The sequence below is a fragment of the Paraburkholderia unamae genome, from assembly GCF_003096875.1.
Classification (GTDB): Bacteria; Pseudomonadota; Gammaproteobacteria; order Burkholderiales; family Burkholderiaceae; genus Paraburkholderia; species Paraburkholderia unamae.
Genome location: NZ_QEOB01000003.1, coordinates 325,263 through 343,663, shown reverse-complemented (window position 1 = coordinate 343,663; position 18,401 = coordinate 325,263). Strand labels below are relative to the sequence as shown.

Annotated in this window: 22 protein-coding genes and 1 pseudogene; 16 read left to right on the top strand and 7 right to left on the bottom strand. The window is 61.7% G+C overall.

Annotated elements, in window-relative coordinates; all coding sequences use genetic code 11:
- The first annotated feature begins 1 nt into the window (after nt 1).
- Nucleotides 2-559, top strand: a complete 558-nt coding sequence (locus C7402_RS08670) for a TetR/AcrR family transcriptional regulator (protein WP_116610289.1) — start codon at nt 2-4, stop codon at nt 557-559.
- A 224-nt stretch (nt 560-783) separates the two neighbouring features.
- On the opposite strand, the pseudogene C7402_RS08665 reads toward C7402_RS08670, so the two are convergent.
- Nucleotides 784-945, bottom strand: a pseudogene (locus C7402_RS08665) (transposase); the annotation flags it as partial.
- Nucleotides 946-1,286: 341 nt separating this feature from the next.
- On the opposite strand from C7402_RS08665, the gene C7402_RS08660 reads away from it, so the two are divergent.
- From C7402_RS08660 to C7402_RS08630, 7 genes are all read left to right on the top strand, one after another.
- Nucleotides 1,287-2,945: a PRTRC system ParB family protein gene (locus C7402_RS08660; RefSeq protein ID WP_116610288.1), complete on the top strand. Its 1,659-nt coding sequence runs from the start codon at nt 1,287-1,289 to the stop codon at nt 2,943-2,945.
- 80 nt (nt 2,946-3,025) lie between these two features.
- Entirely contained in the window at nt 3,026-3,487 is a 462-nt protein-coding gene (locus C7402_RS08655; protein WP_116610287.1) for a PRTRC system protein E, read from the top strand.
- 11 nt (nt 3,488-3,498) lie between these two features.
- Complete coding sequence (locus C7402_RS08650) at nt 3,499-3,717, top strand: PRTRC system protein C (protein WP_116610286.1); 219 nt, start codon at nt 3,499-3,501, stop codon at nt 3,715-3,717.
- A gap of 99 nt (nt 3,718-3,816) precedes the next feature.
- Entirely contained in the window at nt 3,817-4,956 is a 1,140-nt protein-coding gene (locus tag C7402_RS08645; protein ID WP_116610285.1) for a PRTRC system protein F, read from the top strand.
- Nucleotides 4,957-4,971: 15 nt separating this feature from the next.
- A complete protein-coding gene (locus tag C7402_RS08640; protein WP_116610284.1) occupies nt 4,972-5,700 on the top strand; it encodes a PRTRC system protein B in 729 nt (242 codons plus the stop codon).
- Entirely contained in the window at nt 5,697-6,332 is a 636-nt protein-coding gene (locus C7402_RS08635; protein WP_116610283.1) for a PRTRC system protein A, read from the top strand. Before C7402_RS08640 ends, C7402_RS08635 begins: the two co-directional genes overlap by 4 nt.
- Nucleotides 6,329-7,159, top strand: a complete 831-nt coding sequence (locus tag C7402_RS08630; RefSeq protein ID WP_116610282.1) for a PRTRC system ThiF family protein — start codon at nt 6,329-6,331, stop codon at nt 7,157-7,159. Before C7402_RS08635 ends, C7402_RS08630 begins: the two co-directional genes overlap by 4 nt.
- Nucleotides 7,160-7,553: 394 nt before the next feature.
- On the opposite strand, the gene C7402_RS08620 is transcribed toward C7402_RS08630, so the two are convergent.
- Both C7402_RS08620 and C7402_RS08615 read right to left on the bottom strand, forming a co-directional pair.
- Complete coding sequence (locus C7402_RS08620) at nt 7,554-8,753, bottom strand: PepSY-associated TM helix domain-containing protein (RefSeq protein WP_116610280.1); 1,200 nt, start codon at nt 8,751-8,753, stop codon at nt 7,554-7,556.
- A 17-nt stretch (nt 8,754-8,770) separates the two neighbouring features.
- On the bottom strand, nt 8,771-10,711 hold the full coding sequence (locus tag C7402_RS08615) for a TonB-dependent receptor (RefSeq protein WP_165841829.1): 1,941 nt from the start codon (nt 10,709-10,711) through the stop codon (nt 8,771-8,773).
- A gap of 132 nt (nt 10,712-10,843) precedes the next feature.
- Between C7402_RS08615 and C7402_RS46865 the strand changes: the two genes are divergently transcribed.
- Nucleotides 10,844-11,326 carry a hypothetical protein gene (locus C7402_RS46865; RefSeq protein ID WP_165841828.1) on the top strand — a complete coding sequence of 161 codons (483 nt, stop codon included), beginning with the start codon at nt 10,844-10,846 and terminating at the stop codon, nt 11,324-11,326.
- Here C7402_RS46865 and C7402_RS08610 read toward each other — a convergent pair.
- From C7402_RS08610 to C7402_RS46220, 4 genes are all read right to left on the bottom strand, one after another.
- Entirely contained in the window at nt 11,299-12,285 is a 987-nt protein-coding gene (locus tag C7402_RS08610; protein ID WP_116610278.1) for a FecR domain-containing protein, read from the bottom strand. The two genes, C7402_RS46865 and C7402_RS08610, sit on opposite strands and share 28 nt — an antisense overlap.
- On the bottom strand, nt 12,282-12,782 hold the full coding sequence (locus C7402_RS08605) for a sigma-70 family RNA polymerase sigma factor (protein ID WP_116610277.1): 501 nt from the start codon (nt 12,780-12,782) through the stop codon (nt 12,282-12,284). Before C7402_RS08605 ends, C7402_RS08610 begins: the two co-directional genes overlap by 4 nt.
- 308 nt (nt 12,783-13,090) lie before the next feature.
- On the bottom strand, nt 13,091-13,414 hold the full coding sequence (locus C7402_RS08600; protein ID WP_116610276.1) for a hypothetical protein: 324 nt from the start codon (nt 13,412-13,414) through the stop codon (nt 13,091-13,093).
- A 303-nt stretch (nt 13,415-13,717) separates the two neighbouring features.
- Complete coding sequence (locus C7402_RS46220; protein ID WP_133254438.1) at nt 13,718-13,969, bottom strand: hypothetical protein; 252 nt, start codon at nt 13,967-13,969, stop codon at nt 13,718-13,720.
- On the opposite strand from C7402_RS46220, the gene C7402_RS08595 reads away from it, so the two are divergent.
- The 7 genes from C7402_RS08595 (at nt 13,968) to C7402_RS08570 (ending at nt 18,399) form a co-directional block, all read left to right on the top strand.
- Nucleotides 13,968-14,315 (top strand): hypothetical protein, encoded by a 348-nt coding sequence (locus C7402_RS08595; RefSeq protein WP_244314783.1) that lies wholly within the window; start codon nt 13,968-13,970, stop codon nt 14,313-14,315. The genes C7402_RS46220 and C7402_RS08595 overlap by 2 nt on opposite strands.
- Before the next feature lie 225 nt (nt 14,316-14,540).
- Nucleotides 14,541-14,675 carry a hypothetical protein gene (locus C7402_RS47970; protein WP_279635540.1) on the top strand — a complete coding sequence of 45 codons (135 nt, stop codon included), beginning with the start codon at nt 14,541-14,543 and terminating at the stop codon, nt 14,673-14,675.
- A gap of 75 nt (nt 14,676-14,750) precedes the next feature.
- A complete protein-coding gene (locus C7402_RS08590; RefSeq protein ID WP_116610275.1) occupies nt 14,751-15,212 on the top strand; it encodes an outer membrane lipoprotein in 462 nt (153 codons plus the stop codon).
- A gap of 95 nt (nt 15,213-15,307) precedes the next feature.
- Complete coding sequence (locus C7402_RS08585) at nt 15,308-15,709, top strand: hypothetical protein (RefSeq protein WP_116610274.1); 402 nt, start codon at nt 15,308-15,310, stop codon at nt 15,707-15,709.
- A gap of 2 nt (nt 15,710-15,711) precedes the next feature.
- Nucleotides 15,712-15,942: a hypothetical protein gene (locus C7402_RS08580; RefSeq protein WP_116610273.1), complete on the top strand. Its 231-nt coding sequence runs from the start codon at nt 15,712-15,714 to the stop codon at nt 15,940-15,942.
- 435 nt (nt 15,943-16,377) lie between these two features.
- Complete coding sequence (locus C7402_RS08575; RefSeq protein ID WP_116610272.1) at nt 16,378-16,794, top strand: hypothetical protein; 417 nt, start codon at nt 16,378-16,380, stop codon at nt 16,792-16,794.
- 84 nt (nt 16,795-16,878) lie between these two features.
- Nucleotides 16,879-18,399, top strand: coding sequence for a hypothetical protein (locus tag C7402_RS08570; protein ID WP_116610271.1), 1,521 nt, complete (start codon nt 16,879-16,881; stop codon nt 18,397-18,399).
- The last annotated feature ends 2 nt before the right edge of the window (nt 18,400-18,401 follow it).

The following is an 18,401-nucleotide window of genomic DNA, read 5'->3' as shown; positions in this document are numbered from 1 at the left end:
GATGTCAAGTACACGTTCAGGTGGCCGGAGCGCGATCGTCAGAGCCAAGGTAATCGCGGCAGCAAGTGACCTGGTTGCAGAAAAAGGTCTGCAAAGCGTCACCATGCCGGAGATTGCCCAGCGCGCTAGCGTCGCGCCAACCAGCCTTTATCGCCGCTGGGGAAACCTGGGCGCACTTTTGCTGGACATGGCCGTAGAACGGCTCGAACAAAAGTGGCCCTTGCCAAACGAAGGCTCTATTGAAAAGGACCTTAAGATTTGGAGTGAGAGAGTTGCGGTGGGTCTAAATTCTTCCACCGATGAGGCGAATTTTTTCCGTGTCCTCTTGGCAACATCGGACGTTACGCCCGAGAAGCGAATAGCGGCATTGACTCCACGTATTGAGCAACTGAAATCCATGCTTGAGCGCGGGCGAGCACGAGGCGAGCCAGCGCCTGATATTGATGATGTCATCAATCACCTGTTCGCACCGTTATACCTACGCGCCCTTGTGGGCTTACCTGTAGACAAAGCCCTTGCAGAACAGCTCGTGGATCGTTTGCTGACGCCAAAAAAATGATTAACGCCTTATCAACTACACAACAGATCGCCCACATTCTGGCCCAATCGCCCACGACGAGCCACTGCCGCGCGCTGCTACAGATCGTTCTTTCCCACGATACAAGCTGAGGATGAAAACGCCCATTTAAAGTTGTTGACCGCGCTACTGCCCAATCTTCCAAGCTGCGCCACCGCGCCGCATCGTCGCAGCAAGCTGTTGCCATAGTCTTTGCTCGATCACCGGTTTCCACGCAGATCGGTTTTCAACACGAACAGGATGCCATTCAATGCCGCCCGATCCGATACACGTGGGCGACCAGGATGCTCTTTGTGCCGGGGATTGGGCGGCGGCAGTAAAGGCTCAATCAGTGTCCACAATTCGTCATCAATGATTGGCGCTTCCATCCCGTGGGTTTCGTTGTTCAGGCATCCAAGGTTAGCCGCGCACGACGTGATCGATCTGTTCGCGGACGCGCTCGGAGCGGCACGCCCGAATCCGGACATCTTCGAGAAAGTCGACCAGCTCGTCCTGTTTTAAAGCGAACGCCTGGATTGAACCGAGGTCTTTTCGAAAGCGCCCCTGTTTTGGGCACCATTTCGTGATCGCGGCGGCGTTTGCCGGCGGTATCGTTCTGCTTGCCTATCGCGCGTACCGCGCATCGACACAGGCCACCAGGCCAATCTTACTTTCACCCTTCGGGAATCCTCTTCCCGTTGGGAGCGGGTTCCCTCTCAGGAGCCCCGCAATGCAACAACCCGTTACCCTTCGCCTCGGCGACATCCAGCCCGGCCGCAATCCGCGCAAATACTTCGATCCCGCGAAGATGGCGGAGATGATCGAGTCGGTGCGCCATCAGGGCATTATCTCGCCCGTTCTTGTGCGCCCGCTCGAGGACGGACGCCATGAACTCGTCGCAGGCGAACGTCGTGTTCGCGCGGCGCGCGAGGCACATGGCGACGACTACGCCATGCCTGTCGTTATCCGTGAAATGGATGAGTTCGAGGCGCGTTCGCTCGCGCTGATCGAAAACATCCAGCGTGACGACATGGCCCCTTCTGAAGAGGCTGTCGGCGCCGCGGAAATCGTTGGCCTGTGTCAGGGCGACCGGGACGAAGCGGCACGCCAGCTCGGCTGGAGTCGCCAGACGCTCGACTCACGTCTTGCCCTCATGAATTGCAGCGCGTCCGTTCTGGATGCGCTCAATACGCGCACGATCAAGCTCGGCCACGCGGAACTGTTCGCGGCTTTCACGAAGGAGCAGCAGGACAAGCTGCTGCCGGTCGTTGTGAAAGAAGGGCATGGCGTTGCCGACCTGAAGAAGGTGCTGGAGCGTGCGGCATGCTCGCTTTCCGCCGCGATCTTCGACAAGGTGGACTGCGCAGGTTGCCAGCACAACTCAGCCGCCCAGGCAGAGATGTTTGGCGAGTCGATCGGCACCGGCAGCTGCACGAACCGCGCCTGCTACAACGAGAAAACGGAAAAGCAGCTCGAAGCCACGGCCGCAGGCCTGCGCGACGAGTACCAGACCGTTCGCATCGTACGCCCGGGTGACAACCACACGCGCATCCAGCTCGTGGCGGATGGTCCGAAGGGCGTGGGCGCCGAGCAGTCGAAGGCGTGCTATGCCTGCCAGAACTTTGGCGCGGCGGTGAGCGGTCTGCCTGATTCACTGGGCAACGTCTACAAGGGCCAGTGCTTCGATACGGTCTGCAACATGAAGAAGGTTGCCGCGCGCATCAGGAGCGAAAAGGCACCGGAGCCGGCGACAGCTGCCACGGCCCCCGGCTCGTCGAAGACGTCAAGCGCGGCGAAGGGCGAGAAGCCCGGCGCCGCTGCACCTGAGGCAACCGCGGTCTCCGAATCCGAAAAGGTGAAGGCGTACCGCGTGGCACTCTGGCGCAAGGCGCTGCGTCGCGACATCGGCACCAATCTCGAACTGGTTCGCCAGTATCTGATTGCGATCGTCGCGACGGGGCAGGCGCGCAGTATCAACGAGACCGCCTTCCGCGCATTGTGGGAGCGACTGCTCGATGACAAGCCGCCCGTGTCGAGTTTCGCGAGCGCCGCCGAGGGGGCAAAGGCCGCTTCGCCACTGGCGCAGGAGAACCTCATCGTTGCGATGCTGGCTTCTGCGATCGAGGGCGTGGACGTGCCATACCTCACCCAGATGTGCAGGCACCACAAGCTGGACCTGACGAAGTACTGGAAGCTCGACAAGGCGTTTCTCGATCTCATCACCAAATCGGAGATGAAGGTCGTGGCGGACGAACTCGGCATCCGTGCGGCGATGGGCGAGGACTTCAGGAAGGTCTTCGCGAAATCGAAGCCCGAGGTGATCGAGGCGCTACTGAGCGTCAAGGATTTTAACTACGACGGCAGGGTGCTGAAAGTCCTCAAGTTCTGACGATTGCCGGGGCGGAACCCCGGCTCATTCCCTGTCTCACGCCGCGCTTCTCGCGGCGTTCTTTTGTTTAGAGGTTTTCCATGTTCCAGCAACTCGAAGCATTCGTGCGCGAGACCGGCAAGGTCACGCTCACGATGAAGATGGCCGGCGACCAGATGGCCGTGGTGGTCATGCCGTGCGGCGACTCGAAAGAGGCGGTGCTGCGTCAGCCCCTGGTGCTCACCGCGTCGGCTGCCGAGCTCGATGAGGGCTTTGTGGAAGCGCTGCGTTCGTTCCATGGCGTGCATCGCTCCCTCGCCGAACAGGTGAGCGCGACGAACGAAATCCTGGAGGCGGCTGAGAAGTCGCAGGCAGGCAAGGCGCAGAAGGCGTTGTCGAAGGGGTCGAAGCCGGCGCTTCCTGCGCCTGCATCGGAGCCCGAAGGCGGCGACGAATCGCCCGAAGAGGGTGATGCTTCCACGGCACAGCCGTCGACGGATGCGGCAACGCCAGTGGCGGTGGACGCAGATGACGGCAAGACCGATCTCTTTGGACTTCTGTGAGGACTCACACCATGGCAATCACCGTGGCCGCGCTCGTTCGCGAGTTTCTCTACAACGGCATGCACTTCGTGGATCCGGGTCCGGCGTTCTCGCCCGATCAGGTTCGCGACCTCTACGCGGCGCAGTACCCGGAACTCACGACCGCCACGGTCGATGGGCCGGAAGTCGCAGGTGAGGTTGCCAGCTACAAGTTTGTCCGTGCAGCCGGTGCCAAAGGCGCCCATGCGTAAGGACGCCCTGCTCAAGGCCCTGTCCGATCCGGACAACGGCTTCAACCAACAGGAACCGCCCGAAAGGGCGGTTTTTTTATACGACGACGAGATGAACAAATGTTGCTCGATCCTTCATTTGCTGATCGACCGGTCGCTGAGGGCAACGGCGAGAGCTGGCAACCGCCACGCCCTGCCGCTACCGGACATCGATCTTCCCCTTGTGTTCTGACGCTGCCCGATGTCGCCGCCACTGTGCCGTCGGCCATCACGCTCAAGTGGCGGGCCGATCTCGCCATCAACGACGTCGTGCTCGATCAGTTCCGGTACGGACCGTTGCGCGCGACTGACGTGCACGCGCCGGTCAACGCCGCGGATGCCTTCCAGCAGGCGTTTTTTGCGTGGATGGGACGACAGTTGCGCCGGCCGTTGCAGTACCTCTCGGTCAAGGTGGAGCTTTGCGACACCAACGCTGTTGAGGATCGTCTTGCCTACCAGCACAACGATGAATTCGAGCCAAAGGGACCGCTTCATCTTGGCGTGAAGCTGACCGATGAGTGGGTCCACGAGATCGGCCCGCTTGCCGGGGCTCTCAGGGACTGCCATCCGCTTCTCCTTTACACGCTCTTTTCGATTGTGGACCGCGTTTCCGGCAAAACCGTCCTTGTACGCACGCCTGGGTGGTTCCTTCAGGAATTCGCCTGCATGCACTGGGAGGGCGACGAGAGCGCGAAAGACGAAGAAGTGCACGATCTTCTGAAGGAGTACCACGGCGCGGATGACGAAACGGTGATGCGTTACCTGCCGTCAGTCGTTCTTCCCGAGATCTACCCCGATGAAATCCGCTCACCGTGCAGGCCCGATGGACGCCGAAGCCGACGTCTTGAACTCTCGGAGCGCGAACTGCGTGATCTCCAGTCCCGTTCTACCGGCATGCCTTCGCAGGTGTGTGCTGAGCTTGCCGCGCTTCATCGGCTGCTCAGGCGAGCGGGCAAGCGCGATCTGCTGAACACAGGCTACGACTCGCGCCCGATCTACTCGGGATGCACCTTGATGCTCGCGAACAACGAGCGATCCATCGAGATTCTCGATGACTACATGAACGGTGAGTACCAGGCCGGAGAAGCGACCGAGTACAGCTGCTTCATTGAATTTTCCAGCAAAAAACAGGGCATCCGCGAGCAGTACGCGCGATGGAGCCTTGCCTTCCAGATGCTTCACCACCTTGACCAGCTGCTTGCGCTGGTGGTGAGCCCTTGATCAGGAGTTCTTTCCATGAATGATGTCTCAATTGGCCAGACCGGCCGTGACGCTACCTTGTCGTCCGCGTTGCTGCTTTACTCGGGTGAAAACGGCGCGTATTACGCGACCGCCCACCCCATCGCCGCCGACCGTGTGTCGGGTCGCCCCGTGATCGGGGCGGGTCGTCCCCTCGATCGCCGCACGCTCGTCTCTACGCTCTTGCAACTGGACAAGAGTGCAGCGCCGAATTGCGAGTTTCTTCCCGCCAACCTGCTCGGTGTGTCATCCGCCGCGGTGACGTGGTGGTGCCCGCCGGCGCATCGCCGGGTGTTTTTCGATTGCAAGGAACTGGGCAAGCGCAGTCGCGTCGTGCCGCATCCGGGGCTGGTATTTCAGGCCTCGGTGTCTGGCTTCCGGGTGTATGCGTTGAAGGAAAGTGCTCGCCCATCGCCCGATACGCCACTGTTCGAGCCGCCGTACTTCAACACCTGGGACCAGGGGCAGATCTGCATTGGTTCTGCGCAGGTTCCCAGGCGCATCGAGGTGGACGCGATTGGTGGCTGGGAAGAGGGATTCTTCAACTCGGCCTTCACGCATCCGAATCACGGTGGCAAACGCGTGGCCTACCAGGACGGCTTCTTTGCGTTCTGGCGCGACATGCTCGATGGCAAGTTCGAGTCGTTTCCGCTCGATGTGCTCGTACCGATGAAAGGCGCAACCGCGAGCAGGCTCGTCGCAGGCTCAATCGGAGATGCAGCATGAATCCGGTCGATCTGGTCCTGCGGGGTTCCTTCCCGTCTGTGATGGTCCCCACGCGCGAGCCGGTGGAACTGATGAGGGCCCCTGGCGAGCGCCTGCTTATCGCGTCAAACGGCGTGTTCCTTGAAATTAACCGCCCGTGGATTCGGCTGGTTCGTCGGCTGGCTTCGTTCGAATGGAGCACGCCGGTGCCGTACGGCGAGGCGATGGAGCTGACCGAATTGCCGTGCGGTGCCGTGCCAGCCGAACTCGTCGTTGAATTTGCGCGCATGGCGCGTTTGGCTTTGCCCAACGAGGTGGGTGCGTGGATTGTGTGGGACGAACTTGCCAAACGCTTCCGGCTGGTGCCGCTTCCAGCGCTGTCCCACGGGCCGGGCCATCTGCATTACGAGCGTCCGGATCTGCGTGAAGGTGAGTGGCTGGTGGTTGACTGTCATTCGCACGGGAGTGGTCAGGCATACTTTTCGGCGACGGACAATCGCGATGACCAGCACGATGTGAAGTTCGCTCTGGTTCTCGGGCGTTGTCATCGACAGCCGACGATCGCCCTGCGGCTGTGTGCGAAAGGGCGCTTCGAACTTGCTGGCGAGGTTCCACTGAAATGGGTTGCCGCGCTTGCAGGAGACCTCAAATGACCGGGAACCCTCTTCACCTTTTGCCTCCGCAGATGCTCTCCCGATCATGGAAGGTTGTGGTGGTCGGCGCTGGCGGCACGGGTAGTGCGTTGCTGCCGTCGCTCGCACGGTTGCATCACGCCATGGTCGAGCTCGGACACCCAGGTGGGATCGAATGCACGGTGTACGACGATGACACGGTGAGCGAGTTCAACGTCGGCAGGCAGGGCTTCTACCCCAACGACGTCGGCCAGTACAAGGCGACGTTGCTGGTCAACAGGCTAAACCTGCTGATGGGCACCAACTGGGTTGCCGAGCCGCGCAGGGTCGACTCGCGGGTCAACCTGCATGCCGACATGGTGATAGGCTGCGTCGATTCGCGGCGCGCGCGTCACGCAATCGTGCAGGCCGCGAAACGAGGGAAGTGCCTCTACTACCTCGATTGCGGCAACGAGACGGACCGCGGTCAGGTCATTCTCGGCGAGTTCGGCAAGCCCCGGCACGACAGGCTGCCCCATGTTGGCGACCTGTTTCCGGACATGCTGAACGCGAAGAATGACAAGGGCGACGACTCGCCCTCATGCTCGATGGCGGACGCGCTGCGCAAGCAGTCGCTCGTTATCAACCAGGCGATTTCAGTGCAGGCGTTCAACCTGCTCTGGTCGCTGTTTCGCAATGGTGGGCTGACGTTCTCAGCCGTGTTCGTGAACCTCGCAACGGGCCGCACGAATCCGGTTCCGATCGATCCCGATGCGTGGTCGCGTTTCGGCTACGAGGCGCCGCCTGCGAAGCGGCCGCCATGCAGTCGCAAACCGGCGCGCGGCACAGGTCGTATCCGCGATCAGTAACGTGTCCACATTCCTGAACACAGCGCCGTCCCGCAGAAGCGGGCGGCGCTTTTTTTGGGGCGCTTATCGGTGACTTTTGTGGAAGGGATGTCGCATGCCCGACCTAGAGCGACGAGTCAGTGTAGCCTTCACAGGACTGCCATCTTGTCGCACCTGGATTGCAGTAAATCTCGACTGAGATTCGGTGCATTGCGTGAGTTCATCTTTCCGCGCGTATCACGCCAAAGCACCCCGCAACGAGTACCGGCGTCGCCAGAAAGATCCACGCGACGTCGTTCAAGATTCCGTTGCCAACCAGTGCGCTCAGCAATCCGACGATCGTTAGGGAGGCCAGAGTGACAGGTGCACACCACACTCGGCGAAGCACCGCGGCGTGGTCAGTTGGCGTTCCCATTTATTTCTCTCCACCGACATTTCCGGGTTTCCGCTTCATCATTTCATTTGCGGCTTCGTGCGCAATCCCGAGTCGCTCGACTCGCGTGCTCCGCGTATTCCTACGTCCAATCCACAAATACACACCGCTGCCGAGAACAACGATCGTCATGGCATCGAGCAACGCCCAGACGATCTTGAATGGCAGGCCACCATAGTCGCCGAAATGAAGCGGCCTTGCGGTCAGCAAGGCGGTCAAATACCAGGGCAGCGATAGCGTTGCCGTGAGTCGTCCGGAACGCGCATCGACCAGTACCGGCGTGGCGAGCTGCGACGTCAAGGGCGTATCGCCCTTGGTCCAGATCAGATAGTGATAGGGGCTGCCGAGCTCACCATCAGGAAACCGGATGCTGCGCACTGTCTTCCTGGGCTGCGCGCGCAAGGCTGTTTCGTACGCCGCTTGCACCGAATCCGGATGCACAGACATCGGCTGATTCCGATATGCAGCGAGCAGACCGCTTAGCTCGGTCGTGCGCCAGATGTCGTAGAGCGGTGTGGAGAGCTGGTTGATGATGCCAGTCACGCTCACCGTAATGACCCAAGCCACGCTGACGATGCCCAGCAGATTGTGAAGATCGAGCCATCGCAGTCGCCGCGATTTGTCCTTGCGTACCGTGCCGAAGGGCAGCTTTGTCATGAACAGGCCGTACAACGCTACGCCCGACACTGTTGCGATCAGGAACAGCAATGCCATCGATGCGAGAAACAGCTCACCAGCAAGGCCTGCGAACCAGTCCGCATGCAGTCTGAACATCAACCCGATCCACAACGGCGACGTATGTTCACCGGAGCGCGCAGCTCGGATGATTCGCCCGCTGCGCGCATCGAAGCGTACGACATGGTCCAGTGTGCGCGGCGCGTCATAGGAGGGTGCGAGTCCCATCCAGATCTGGCCGCTATCCTCTTCAATGCTGAGCCACCGCACCGTTTCACCAGCAAAAACGCCGTCTTTACCCGTCGCAGAGGCCACGAGATGGTCCAGATTGACGAGCCGTGTCCTTATGGATAGCGGGGCCGCGGGCGGATCTCCTCGCCAGTGCTCGCTGATCTCGTCGAGAAAGATCAGCGGCAAGCCTGTCACACAGACGACCAGCAGAAACAGCGTGCAGATCAGGCTGCTCCATTTGTGGACCCAGAACCACTTGCGCGTCGAGCGAACCATGTCAGATCCGTGGACGCTCACAGTGCTACGCTGACCGAGCCCAGGAAGGTGCGCGGCCGACTTTGCATGACGAAGCCCTGTCCACCGATCCAGTAGCTACGGTTCGTCAGGTTTTCCACGTTGAAGCGAAACGCGGTTTGATGGCCTGCGATCACGGTCAAGTAGCGTACGCCGGCGTCATAGCGAACCCACGACGGAATCGACTGCTTGTTGCCTGCGTCGATGTATTCGGAGCCGGTGTAGATCGCGCGTCCGCTCACCGTCCATCCAGGGAGAAACACCGGGTCCCACTCGGCACCAAGATTCAACTGAAAGTTTGCGGCGCCTGTGACTCGCTTGCCGTCGTTGGTGCCGTTGGCGGTGTGAGTCTGGCGCGCGTCGATCAGCGCCGCCCCGCCCAGCAAACGGACGCCATGCGCGATCTCGCCAAAGGTGTTTAATTCCAGGCCTCGGGTTCTTTGTTCTCCGTTGACTCCATACACGAGGCCGTCGGCCTGAGCATTTGGTGTGCTGATCTGATATGCGCTCAACGTGGCAAGGAAGTTGCCAAAGTCGTACTTCGCACCGACCTCGTACTGCTTCGAGATGAAAGGTGCGAAGCTCTCACCCGCGTTGCTATAGCCAGTGGGCGCCTGGCCGCCTTGCTGCAAACCTTCGATGTAGTTTGCGTAGAGCGACACGTCTTGCGTCGCACGCACGTTCAGTCCGACTGCGGGCGTCAGTGCGCTCTTGTCGTAAGTCGATGTCTGAACGCCAGTCGTCGAGAAGTTGTTTGCGCTGACGCCTTGTTCGCGCAAGCCCAGGGTCAATTGCACCCGGTCGTGCAGAACGGACATCGTGTCTGCGAATGCGATGCCATAGAGTTCGGTTTCCGTGGTGCGTGGCACGTTGTTCGAATCGGCGAGACCGGCGATGCTGGGCTGCGCGATGAACACCGGACGATACAGATTCGTAAAGGTCGTCTCAAGCGTCGTGGCGACGATGCCGTTGTTCTCGCGCAGCCCCGAGAGTGCGAGCGACCAGTTGTGTTTCACCGGCCCGGTCTGCAACGTGCCGCGTACGCCGGCCTCGCCGGAAATGGTGTTGCGATAAAGCGGCCAGTAAACCTGGTTCTGGCCCACGTCGCCGTTGCTGTTCATCAGAAACGAGTTGGCGAACAGCTGCTCTTCGCGAAACTGCGATCCGCCTATCGCCACATAGGCAGTGACGTTGGGCGTAATGTCGACTTCGCCGCGCGCGGTTGCGAACGTTGTTCGCGTGTTGTCATAAGACCACGCGTTCTGCCAGTTCGATTTCGGATCGCTCGGCGGTGCGGGTATTTTGAACGTGTTGCTGTACATATACAACGTACGCGCGGGCGAATCGTTGTCGTTCTCGCGGTAGCCGAAATTTGTCGAGAGGCGTACATGATTGTCAGGACTGCGCCAGTCCATCGACAGCGTTGCCGTGCCGACCTTGCGCGACTGATTGTCGGCTTCCGTGTCGCCGTCGCGGTAGGCACCATTGAACCGGATGCCGAATTGCTTGTCTGCGCCAAAGCGTCGTCCCACATCGACGCTGCCGCCCAACTGGCCGCCGATGTAGCCGAAAGACACTTGCGCGACCGGATCTTCAGGCGCTTTCTTCGGCACCTGGTTGATATAGGCACCGACACCACCAATCGGTCCAAGTCCGTTGAGCAGTGCGTTTGCGCCGATGAGGACTTCGATGCGCTCCAGCGATTCGATCCCCGGCGTGCCGATTCCGTACAGGCCGTCGTATGCGATGTCGAGCTGCGACACCTTGTTTCCGCGAATGAAGAAGTCGGTCGAGCCGTCGTTGTCCGGATAGAGGATACGGGCTGACGGATTGTTCGCGAGCACGTCGGATACTGAATACGCCTGCTGGTCCTGGATCAGTTGGCGCGTATAGCTAACGGTGTTGAACGGCGTGTCCATCACGTCGAGGTTGCCGAGCATGCCGACGCGGCTGCCGGTCGCAACCTGAGCGCCTGCGTATGGCACGGGCAGTCCGTTGGGATCGCCCGCCAGGGCGTTCACCTTCACCGCAGGCAATACCGCATCCGCGACCGTTGCGGCAGGCGCGCCTACGTGCGCGGTGCGCAGGACGTAGCCGCCGCGTGTGCCGTCGGATATCGCGTCGAGCCCGCTGCCCGCGAGAATGGTCGAGAAGCCCGCATCGAGCACATAATCTCCATGCAAGCCGGTGCTGGAGCGCCCTGCGGTCAGCTTGCTGTCGATGGTGAGCAGGACGTTCGATTCGCTCGCATAGCGATTGAGTACCTGATCGAGTGTGCCTGCCGGGATGTCGTAATGGCGGACAGCGGCGGAGAGCGGTGCGGCAAGCAGGACGGCTGGCGCCATGGCCAAGACAGATGCGAGCGCAAGGTGGCACATCAACGTGTGCTGCGGTGTGAAGCGGCGGTTCATTCCCAGGTTTCCTTTTTCATTCTCGTGGATCAACGGTGCTTTCCCGGTATCCCGGACGAGAAAGAAAAAGTGCTACTTCAAAGCACAAATATTTTTCCTGATTGGGCCAGTAACGTTCAGCGCGGCCGGATGCTCACCCAGTAGCGTGTGGCGTAGCGAATGCTCACTGGAAGTGCGCGTTCGAGCGATGTCAGCGCACGGTCCGTGTCGCCGAGCGGGAAGACGCCTGACACACGCAGTGCGGCAACGGACGGATCGGCGCGCAGCAAGCCAGGGCGGTATCGGCCGAGTTCGCTCACGAAGGCGTCAAGGCGCATTTGCTCAACGACCAGAACACCGCGTGTCCAGCTTGTCGCATTGGTGTCAACCGGCGACGGTGTGTTTGTACGATCGGTAACGAAAGTGGTCCGCTCGCCCACTTCGATACGTTGTGCCATCAACGAATGCGCGGGCCTCACGGAGACGGCACCCTCATATACCGCCACGTACGAAAGGTCATCGCCCTGCCTGACGGTAAAGCGTGTGCCGAGGGCCTGAACCGAGCCCTGGGCCGTTTCGACGATGAACGGCCGATACGTGGCGGGTGCCTCGTGTGCCGTCGCCACGTAGATTTCACCGGAGCGAAGCAGCACGCGACGCTCGCTTGCGGTGAACCGCACGTCGAGCGCGGTTGCGGTGTTCATGACGAGACGCGTGCCGTCAGCAAGCACGAGCCGGCGCTGCTCGCCTGTCGTTGTACGGTAGTCGGCCGTCCAGCTGCGCCATGGCACTTGATCTCGCGCGGCCCAGGCGAGCGCACCCGTGCCGCCGGCGAACATGATCGACCGAAGCACGGCACGCCGCCGTGCGCGCTGGCGCGCGCCACGCAAGGTTGGGGCGGCAAGGCTCGCGGGCACGGCGCCGAGCCGGTTGTCGAGTGACTGCACGCGCTGCCATGCTGCTTCATGAGCGGGACTGGTGCGGCGCCAAAGCTCGCAAGCCTGCCGTTCGTCGCGGCTCGCTTCGCCCGACCAGAGAGTCACGAGCCACTGCAGTGCTTCGTGCAGCACAGCGTCGTTGTCCAGTTGCGGTGTTGTGGACGGCGTGTCCAGGCGACGGCTCATTCGGCTAATGAAGAAAAGCAGGCGAGCGCAGCCCTGAGCATGTACTTGCGCACGCTCGCAACCGAGACGTTCAGCTGGATCGCAATCTCGGAGTAAGTCAGCCCGTCAAAGCGGGACAGCAGGAACGTCTCGCGCACTTTCGGGGGAAGTGACGCGAGCACGGCGTCGATTTCGGTCAGCGTCTCGATGACGATCGCTTGCTGCTCTGCGGACGGCCACATGGACTCCGGCATCAGCGCGAGCGACGCGCGAAAGGCCGCTTCGACCTCCCGGCGCCGGTAGAGATCAACGACGAGCCCTTTCGCGATCTGCATGAGATACGCACGAGATTCGTCCGGCTGCGGAAGTCGGCGCGATGCGATCAGGCGCACGTAGGTGTCGTGTGCGAGGTCCGCTGCCTCAAACGTGCAGCCGAGTTTGCGCTTCAGCCAGCCATGCAGCCACGCATGGTGAGTCGTGTAAATTGAATGGACCGCATCGGACCCTATATCAGACATGGCGACGCTCAGCGCTGACCGACGAGAATCGCAGTGTAAATGAGAATTAATCTTGTTTCTAGATCGCTGATCGCGAGATTGTTGTGTTTGCATCGGTGGGCAGTCTATGGGGCGCCCCGGTAGATGAGACCTGCAAACGCGTCGGTGGTTGCTTCGGCGATCCGTGAGGCGATCGTCCACGAAGGTGAACTGATGAACGCAATATAGTCATCCGCTGCATCAGGTTGCATCCGCGATCAGTAACGTGCTCACATTCCTGACTACAGCGCCGTCCCGCGCGTGCGCGCGGCGCTTTTTTTGCGTTCCGATTACCGCGCGCCCGACGCGGCAAAGGTGCTGACGAGAAGCAGCAGGAGAGGGTGTGGGCGCGTGTCGGTCGCGGCCAGCGGCGCATTGCCCGAAGGCAATTCGATCCCGGCGGCGAGCGCGCCGAGCTGTTCCGGGGGCCAGCGCGAGGCTAGGCCTACGTCGGCCAGCGCTTCCTCCAGGATCGCACGTGCGGCGTCGCCGGTGAGCGCCGCACCGCTGGCGTGATGGCGCTCGGCGATCACGCGGACCGTCTGCGCCACGTCGGCTTCGAAACGGGCGTGGCCCCGCCGAATGGCCAGTTGTTCATCGTCGAGGAGGCTCATGGCTCTTGGTTGTATTACGGATGATTGAGGTAGGACCGTTGAAGTGCCCTCGGCGCGGATGCACGGCTGCGATCTCCGTCGGAGTGTACCTCCCGAAGCCGCAGGTGACACATTGATCGGCTGCGAGGATGACTACGAAGCGTGCACGTGGTCGCGCCGGCAATGACGATCCGGCCGCCGAGGGAGCTGTGGCCACAGTCCTGTCTACCTCAAGCGGGAAGGGCAGGCTGGCCAGGCTGGAAGACGCACTGCACGCGCCTGGGGCGATCGACTCGTCGTTCGTTTGAGTGTGAGCCCCGTATCTCAACGCCGCCGAGTCGTGCGCGCGTAGTTTGGATGATCCCACGGCTTTGTGCTGCCGGTGCTTGAGTAGCTATTGTCGGCGTTTGCCACGTTACGGTCGCGCTTCGTGTCTTCGAGACGTTCGGTTCCGGCCAAGCCATACGCCCACCATCGTCCGGCCTCAATGTCGGTCATCCAGAAGTTCGTTTCTTTCCTGCCGCCCCAGTGGCCTGTCTCCACAAACGCCCAGCGGTATTCCCAAATCGGTTCCATGCTTCGCTCCTATATACTGTACAAATATACAGGTATTTTGCTCATGAACAAACCTGCTACATCGATGCCAGAGACGGGCGCCTCCGTCGACGCGCTGCGCGAAGCGTTCGGAACTGACGAGATCAATGCGATTGTGCGGCGCGGCCGCGCCGGTGAGGCTGTGTTCTTGGCGCGTGAAGCCGGGCGCGAATTCGGCACGCCGTTGCCCGCCGGTTGGGGCTGGGATTCGGCCGGCGCGCGCGAGCGGCATTTCTGCACGGGTTGCCATGGCGAGTGCGTTCAGACAGGAGCGCGGTGCAGCGAGCACTGTGCACGCGTGAACGCCACCGGCAAGCGAAACACATAGCGATTCCGCGAGCATTCCGGGCTTCGCAGCAGCGTGTTCGCTGCATACTGTTGTCAATCCTCGCGCTTCATGCGCATCGACCTACCCACAGCAGCATGCTGCTGTGGGCAATCCTTCCCGAGCTACCGGGGCTCCTACGGCGCCTGTCGGTCCGATCCGCTTTTCCCACCGGGAGCCTGCTCCCTGTCCGGACGCAGCTCTCTTCCGTTTTCCAGGAGCGTGTCCGTGCTCAACCATCTCAGACGCCGTCTGCGCTCGCTTGCCCAAATGGGCGAGGATGAGGGCATCAACGTCGCCATCCTTGCCGGCTGCATTTACGTGCTGCTGGTGATTCTCTGCCTCGTCGCTGTTTCCGGCTAGGCGCTCGCTTTTCTTTTCCCGTTGGGGCAACCACCCCTACGGGCCGGTTGCCCATTTTTTTAAAAGGCAACCACCATGATCCGCATTCTCCTCGCCCTCGTTGTCCTTTCGGTTCTCTCCGGTTGCGCAAGTACTGACTTCGGTTCACCGGATGTCTATCAGCGCTCCGACGTGCAACGCGCGGGCACACTTGAACAGGCCACCGTCGTGCGTGTTCGTCGCATCACGATCCAGGTGCCCGGCAACAACTCGGGCCTCGTCAATCTCGTGACCGCGGGCATTGGCGCTTTCCTCGGCTCCGAGGTCATTGGTGACGGTCGCGGGCGCTACATCGCCGCTGCGATGTCCGGTGCCGCTTCCGGCTTTGTCGCGCAGAAGGTCGGCGACGCGCTTTCGCGCACCGCAGGCCTCGAAATCGTCGTCCGCAAGGGCGACGGTTCGATGCGCGTCATCACGCAACCCGACGACCAGTTGTTCTCGCCCGGCAACCACGTGCTCCTGATGGACACGAACTCGGGCATCCGCGTCACCCACTGACGCATTTTTTCTGTGCCGGCGTGAGCCGGCTTTTCCGCTGTCCAGGCGGGGCGTTCCTTCCGGAGCGTCCCGCCTTTTTTCTTTTTGAGGGATTCATGAATCACATCAACCGCGTATTCCACGCCGACCGCAGCAGCGCGGGCGCGGCGCGGGAGGCCGATTTCACCCGCCGTGCGCGCGGCTTGCTCCACCGCATTGCGGGAGATCTGCGTCTGCGCGCGGGCGAGCACGACATCACCGCTGAATCCGCCCGTCGCGGTCGCGGCTGCCGCGTCGCGCTCAACACCGACCGGCTGATCCTCGAAGTGACCGATTCGCCGGCGCAACCTGCGGTCGCGGTTGCGTTTCGCACACGACGCGGTCGCAAGGACCTGTCTGGCGGCGTGGACAACGTCGTGAGCCCCGAGCAGTTGGGTTCGCCCGAGGGCTACGAATCGTTGCTCAGTGCCCTGCGGCTGGTCAACGGCCTCGATACTGAACGTCGGCAGGAGACTTGACGATGGAGATCATCAGGATCGAAGTCACGTTCGCAAGCGGCATGACGATTACGGACACAGTTTCCATTGACACTTCACAGCGGCTTCACGTCTCGGAGCGACTACAGCAGCTATTGCGCGAGATGGACAAGACCGAAGCGTTGCCGGTGATCACGTGCGTGATCGCCGGGCGAATCGTCGAGGTTAGCCGTCGCGGTGATCTATTCGAGATTCTGGGCGAGTTGCCGTCGTAGTGCCTGTCACCGGGCGAGCAGCTTCTCGCTCCATTCCTTTCACCGACAAAGGATCAACGCCAGCAATTCGGTCGTTTTCTTCACACGCTTTCAGCGGCCTCGGTCGCCGGCGCTGTGGGTTTCTGGCATTCCACGACCGAGTGGACCCCCGGTGCGATCCTCAATGAACTCGGGCTTGCGATCGCATTTGTGGTAACTTTCTGGCAAGGCATGGTTTCCATGAAAGGAGAATGAGCATGGGTTTCGGAATCGTCGCGATGATTGTCGCGCTGAGCCTGTGCGGCGTCGGCATGATCATGGATCGCAACGGTCGTAAGGCCGATCGCGAGCGTCGGCGGCACTCGCACTAAATTCATTGACACGCCGGCCAAGGCCGGCATTCGTTATCAAGGGCTGCACCTTCGGGTGCGGCCCTTTTGCATTTCTGGACTTCCCATGTCTAACCACACTGAACTGGATCTACCCGTTGCACTCGCGGCCGCGCCGTTCGAAACCGTCGGCATGACGGTTCGTCAGGTCGTTTCCCAGATTGAACGCCGCCTGCGGCAATCCGAGCTCGACCCCGAGTGGATCGATGTCGCCAATGTCGCGGATGACGCGCACGAGGCGCGCTTCGGTCTGCGCGGAGATGCGGCGTGGCCGCATACCGGTGCGCGACACGCACGCCTGTGTCTGTCGGTTGCCACTGGCCACTCGGAAGGCTGGCACGTGCAGATCGACTTCGTCTTCTTCGTTGAAGACGGTGAGCGTGGCGCGTGGCGCAGCCAGCCGCTCGTTCGCATCAAGGTGCTCACGCGCTCGCATGCGTGGTCGGTCGCGGCGGTAGTGTCGCGACTGCTCGATATCGACTGACCGTCTTACCGGGTCAGCCTTCTTTTTCCCTCCCGGGGCCTTCGCCCCGATGGGTGATGGTCCCGTTTACCGGAGCTTTCATCCATGTACACGCTGCATATTCCCGACGCTGTCTTTTCCTCAACCACGGTCGCAGGCCTGTTCGCGATCTTCAACGATGTCCAGGTGCGCAGCACCGAGACGTCGCATATCCGTCTTGCGGGCGCCGCGGCCGGCGAGCGTATCACGCGCTACAACGGTCGACTGGTGCTGCGCATGCCGGGCACGGCTCGCAGCATCGTGACCGAGACGCTGCTCGAAATCCGCAACTCCGCGGCGTTCCGGTGCAGCGATGGCTCGCTGCGCGCGCCGTGGGAGATCCCGGTGCGCGACTGGAACGTCTTGTTCGATTTCGTGGAAACCTGCCGCAAGCCGGAAGCGCTGCTTTGCACCGACCAGATCGACGTGGCCGTGCAGGAGGCCCGTGCGCGCGGCGCGCGATTTTCGCTTTCGGACCTGTGTCTCGAAACGCTCGAGAGACTGTTCGGCTTCGGCTACTGTGGTCCCCAGCTCGCTGGCACCGAGGAGCGGCACAGCCGTCATAGCCTGCATGTTGCGTATGCGCTCCTCGCGAACCTGCCGGTCCCGGAGGACGTGCTTCAGGACTACCGGAGCGATCCGCAGGCCTTCAGGTACGCGGAGTGGGGAGACGTACTGATGCGCGTGCCTGCGCTACGTGGTGCCATTGCGCACGGAAAGCTCCGGACCATCGAATCGGCGATGAGGCACAACGGCAAGACGATCGACGCCGTGAACGCGGATGCGATCGTGGCGCTCGCCGCACATCTGGAGCTCGATCCGGCATACTCGGCCGCCGAGGACGCACTGCACGCGGCCGGTCTCATCGACGATCTGTCGTTGCCTGATTGCTTCCAGCAATCCGTCGATGTCGGCCAACCGGTCTCACCGCTCGCCGCGCGCGTGCGCGAGCGTGTCGCACAGGCCGTGCGCAAGCGGTCCATCGATCACGCGGACAGCGAACTTGCCGCAGGCCGGATCAGCCGTCGTACGCATCGTCACCGCTGCGACATCGCGCGGCTCGAGGAGGGACGTCACACCTTTGAGCACGGCAACCGGCTGGCACGTGCGCTGGCCGGGCGCGACATGCAGGTCCTGCTCGACGTACTGGACACACCCGATGAGCGCAACCTTGCAAGCAAGGCTGCGTTTCAGGAGGTGCTGGGCGTGAAGCTGACCGGGTTGCGAGGCGTGGCACGGCGCCGTGCGGTGTTTGCGCTGTGCGGCTACGATGCGACACAGCAGGCGCAGTGGGAACGCCAGGCGGCGCAGGGGAAGATCGAAGCCGATGCCGGGCGGGAGCTTGCAGACGCACGCGCGGCGGCCGCACGTGCGCGGTATGTCGGGCCCCACGCGAGCGAAATCAGTGGTGCCGAGCATGTCGATATTGCCATTCGTGACGGTTACTCGAAGATCGAGGGCTTTCGCCGGGGCGCAGCGATGACGTACGCGCTGGTGCGTGGGAGCGAACGCACCGCGCGTCGCCTCAGCGCGAAAGACGGTACCCTGGCTTATGCCCGCGCGATCCTCGCCGGCCTCGCTGCATAGGA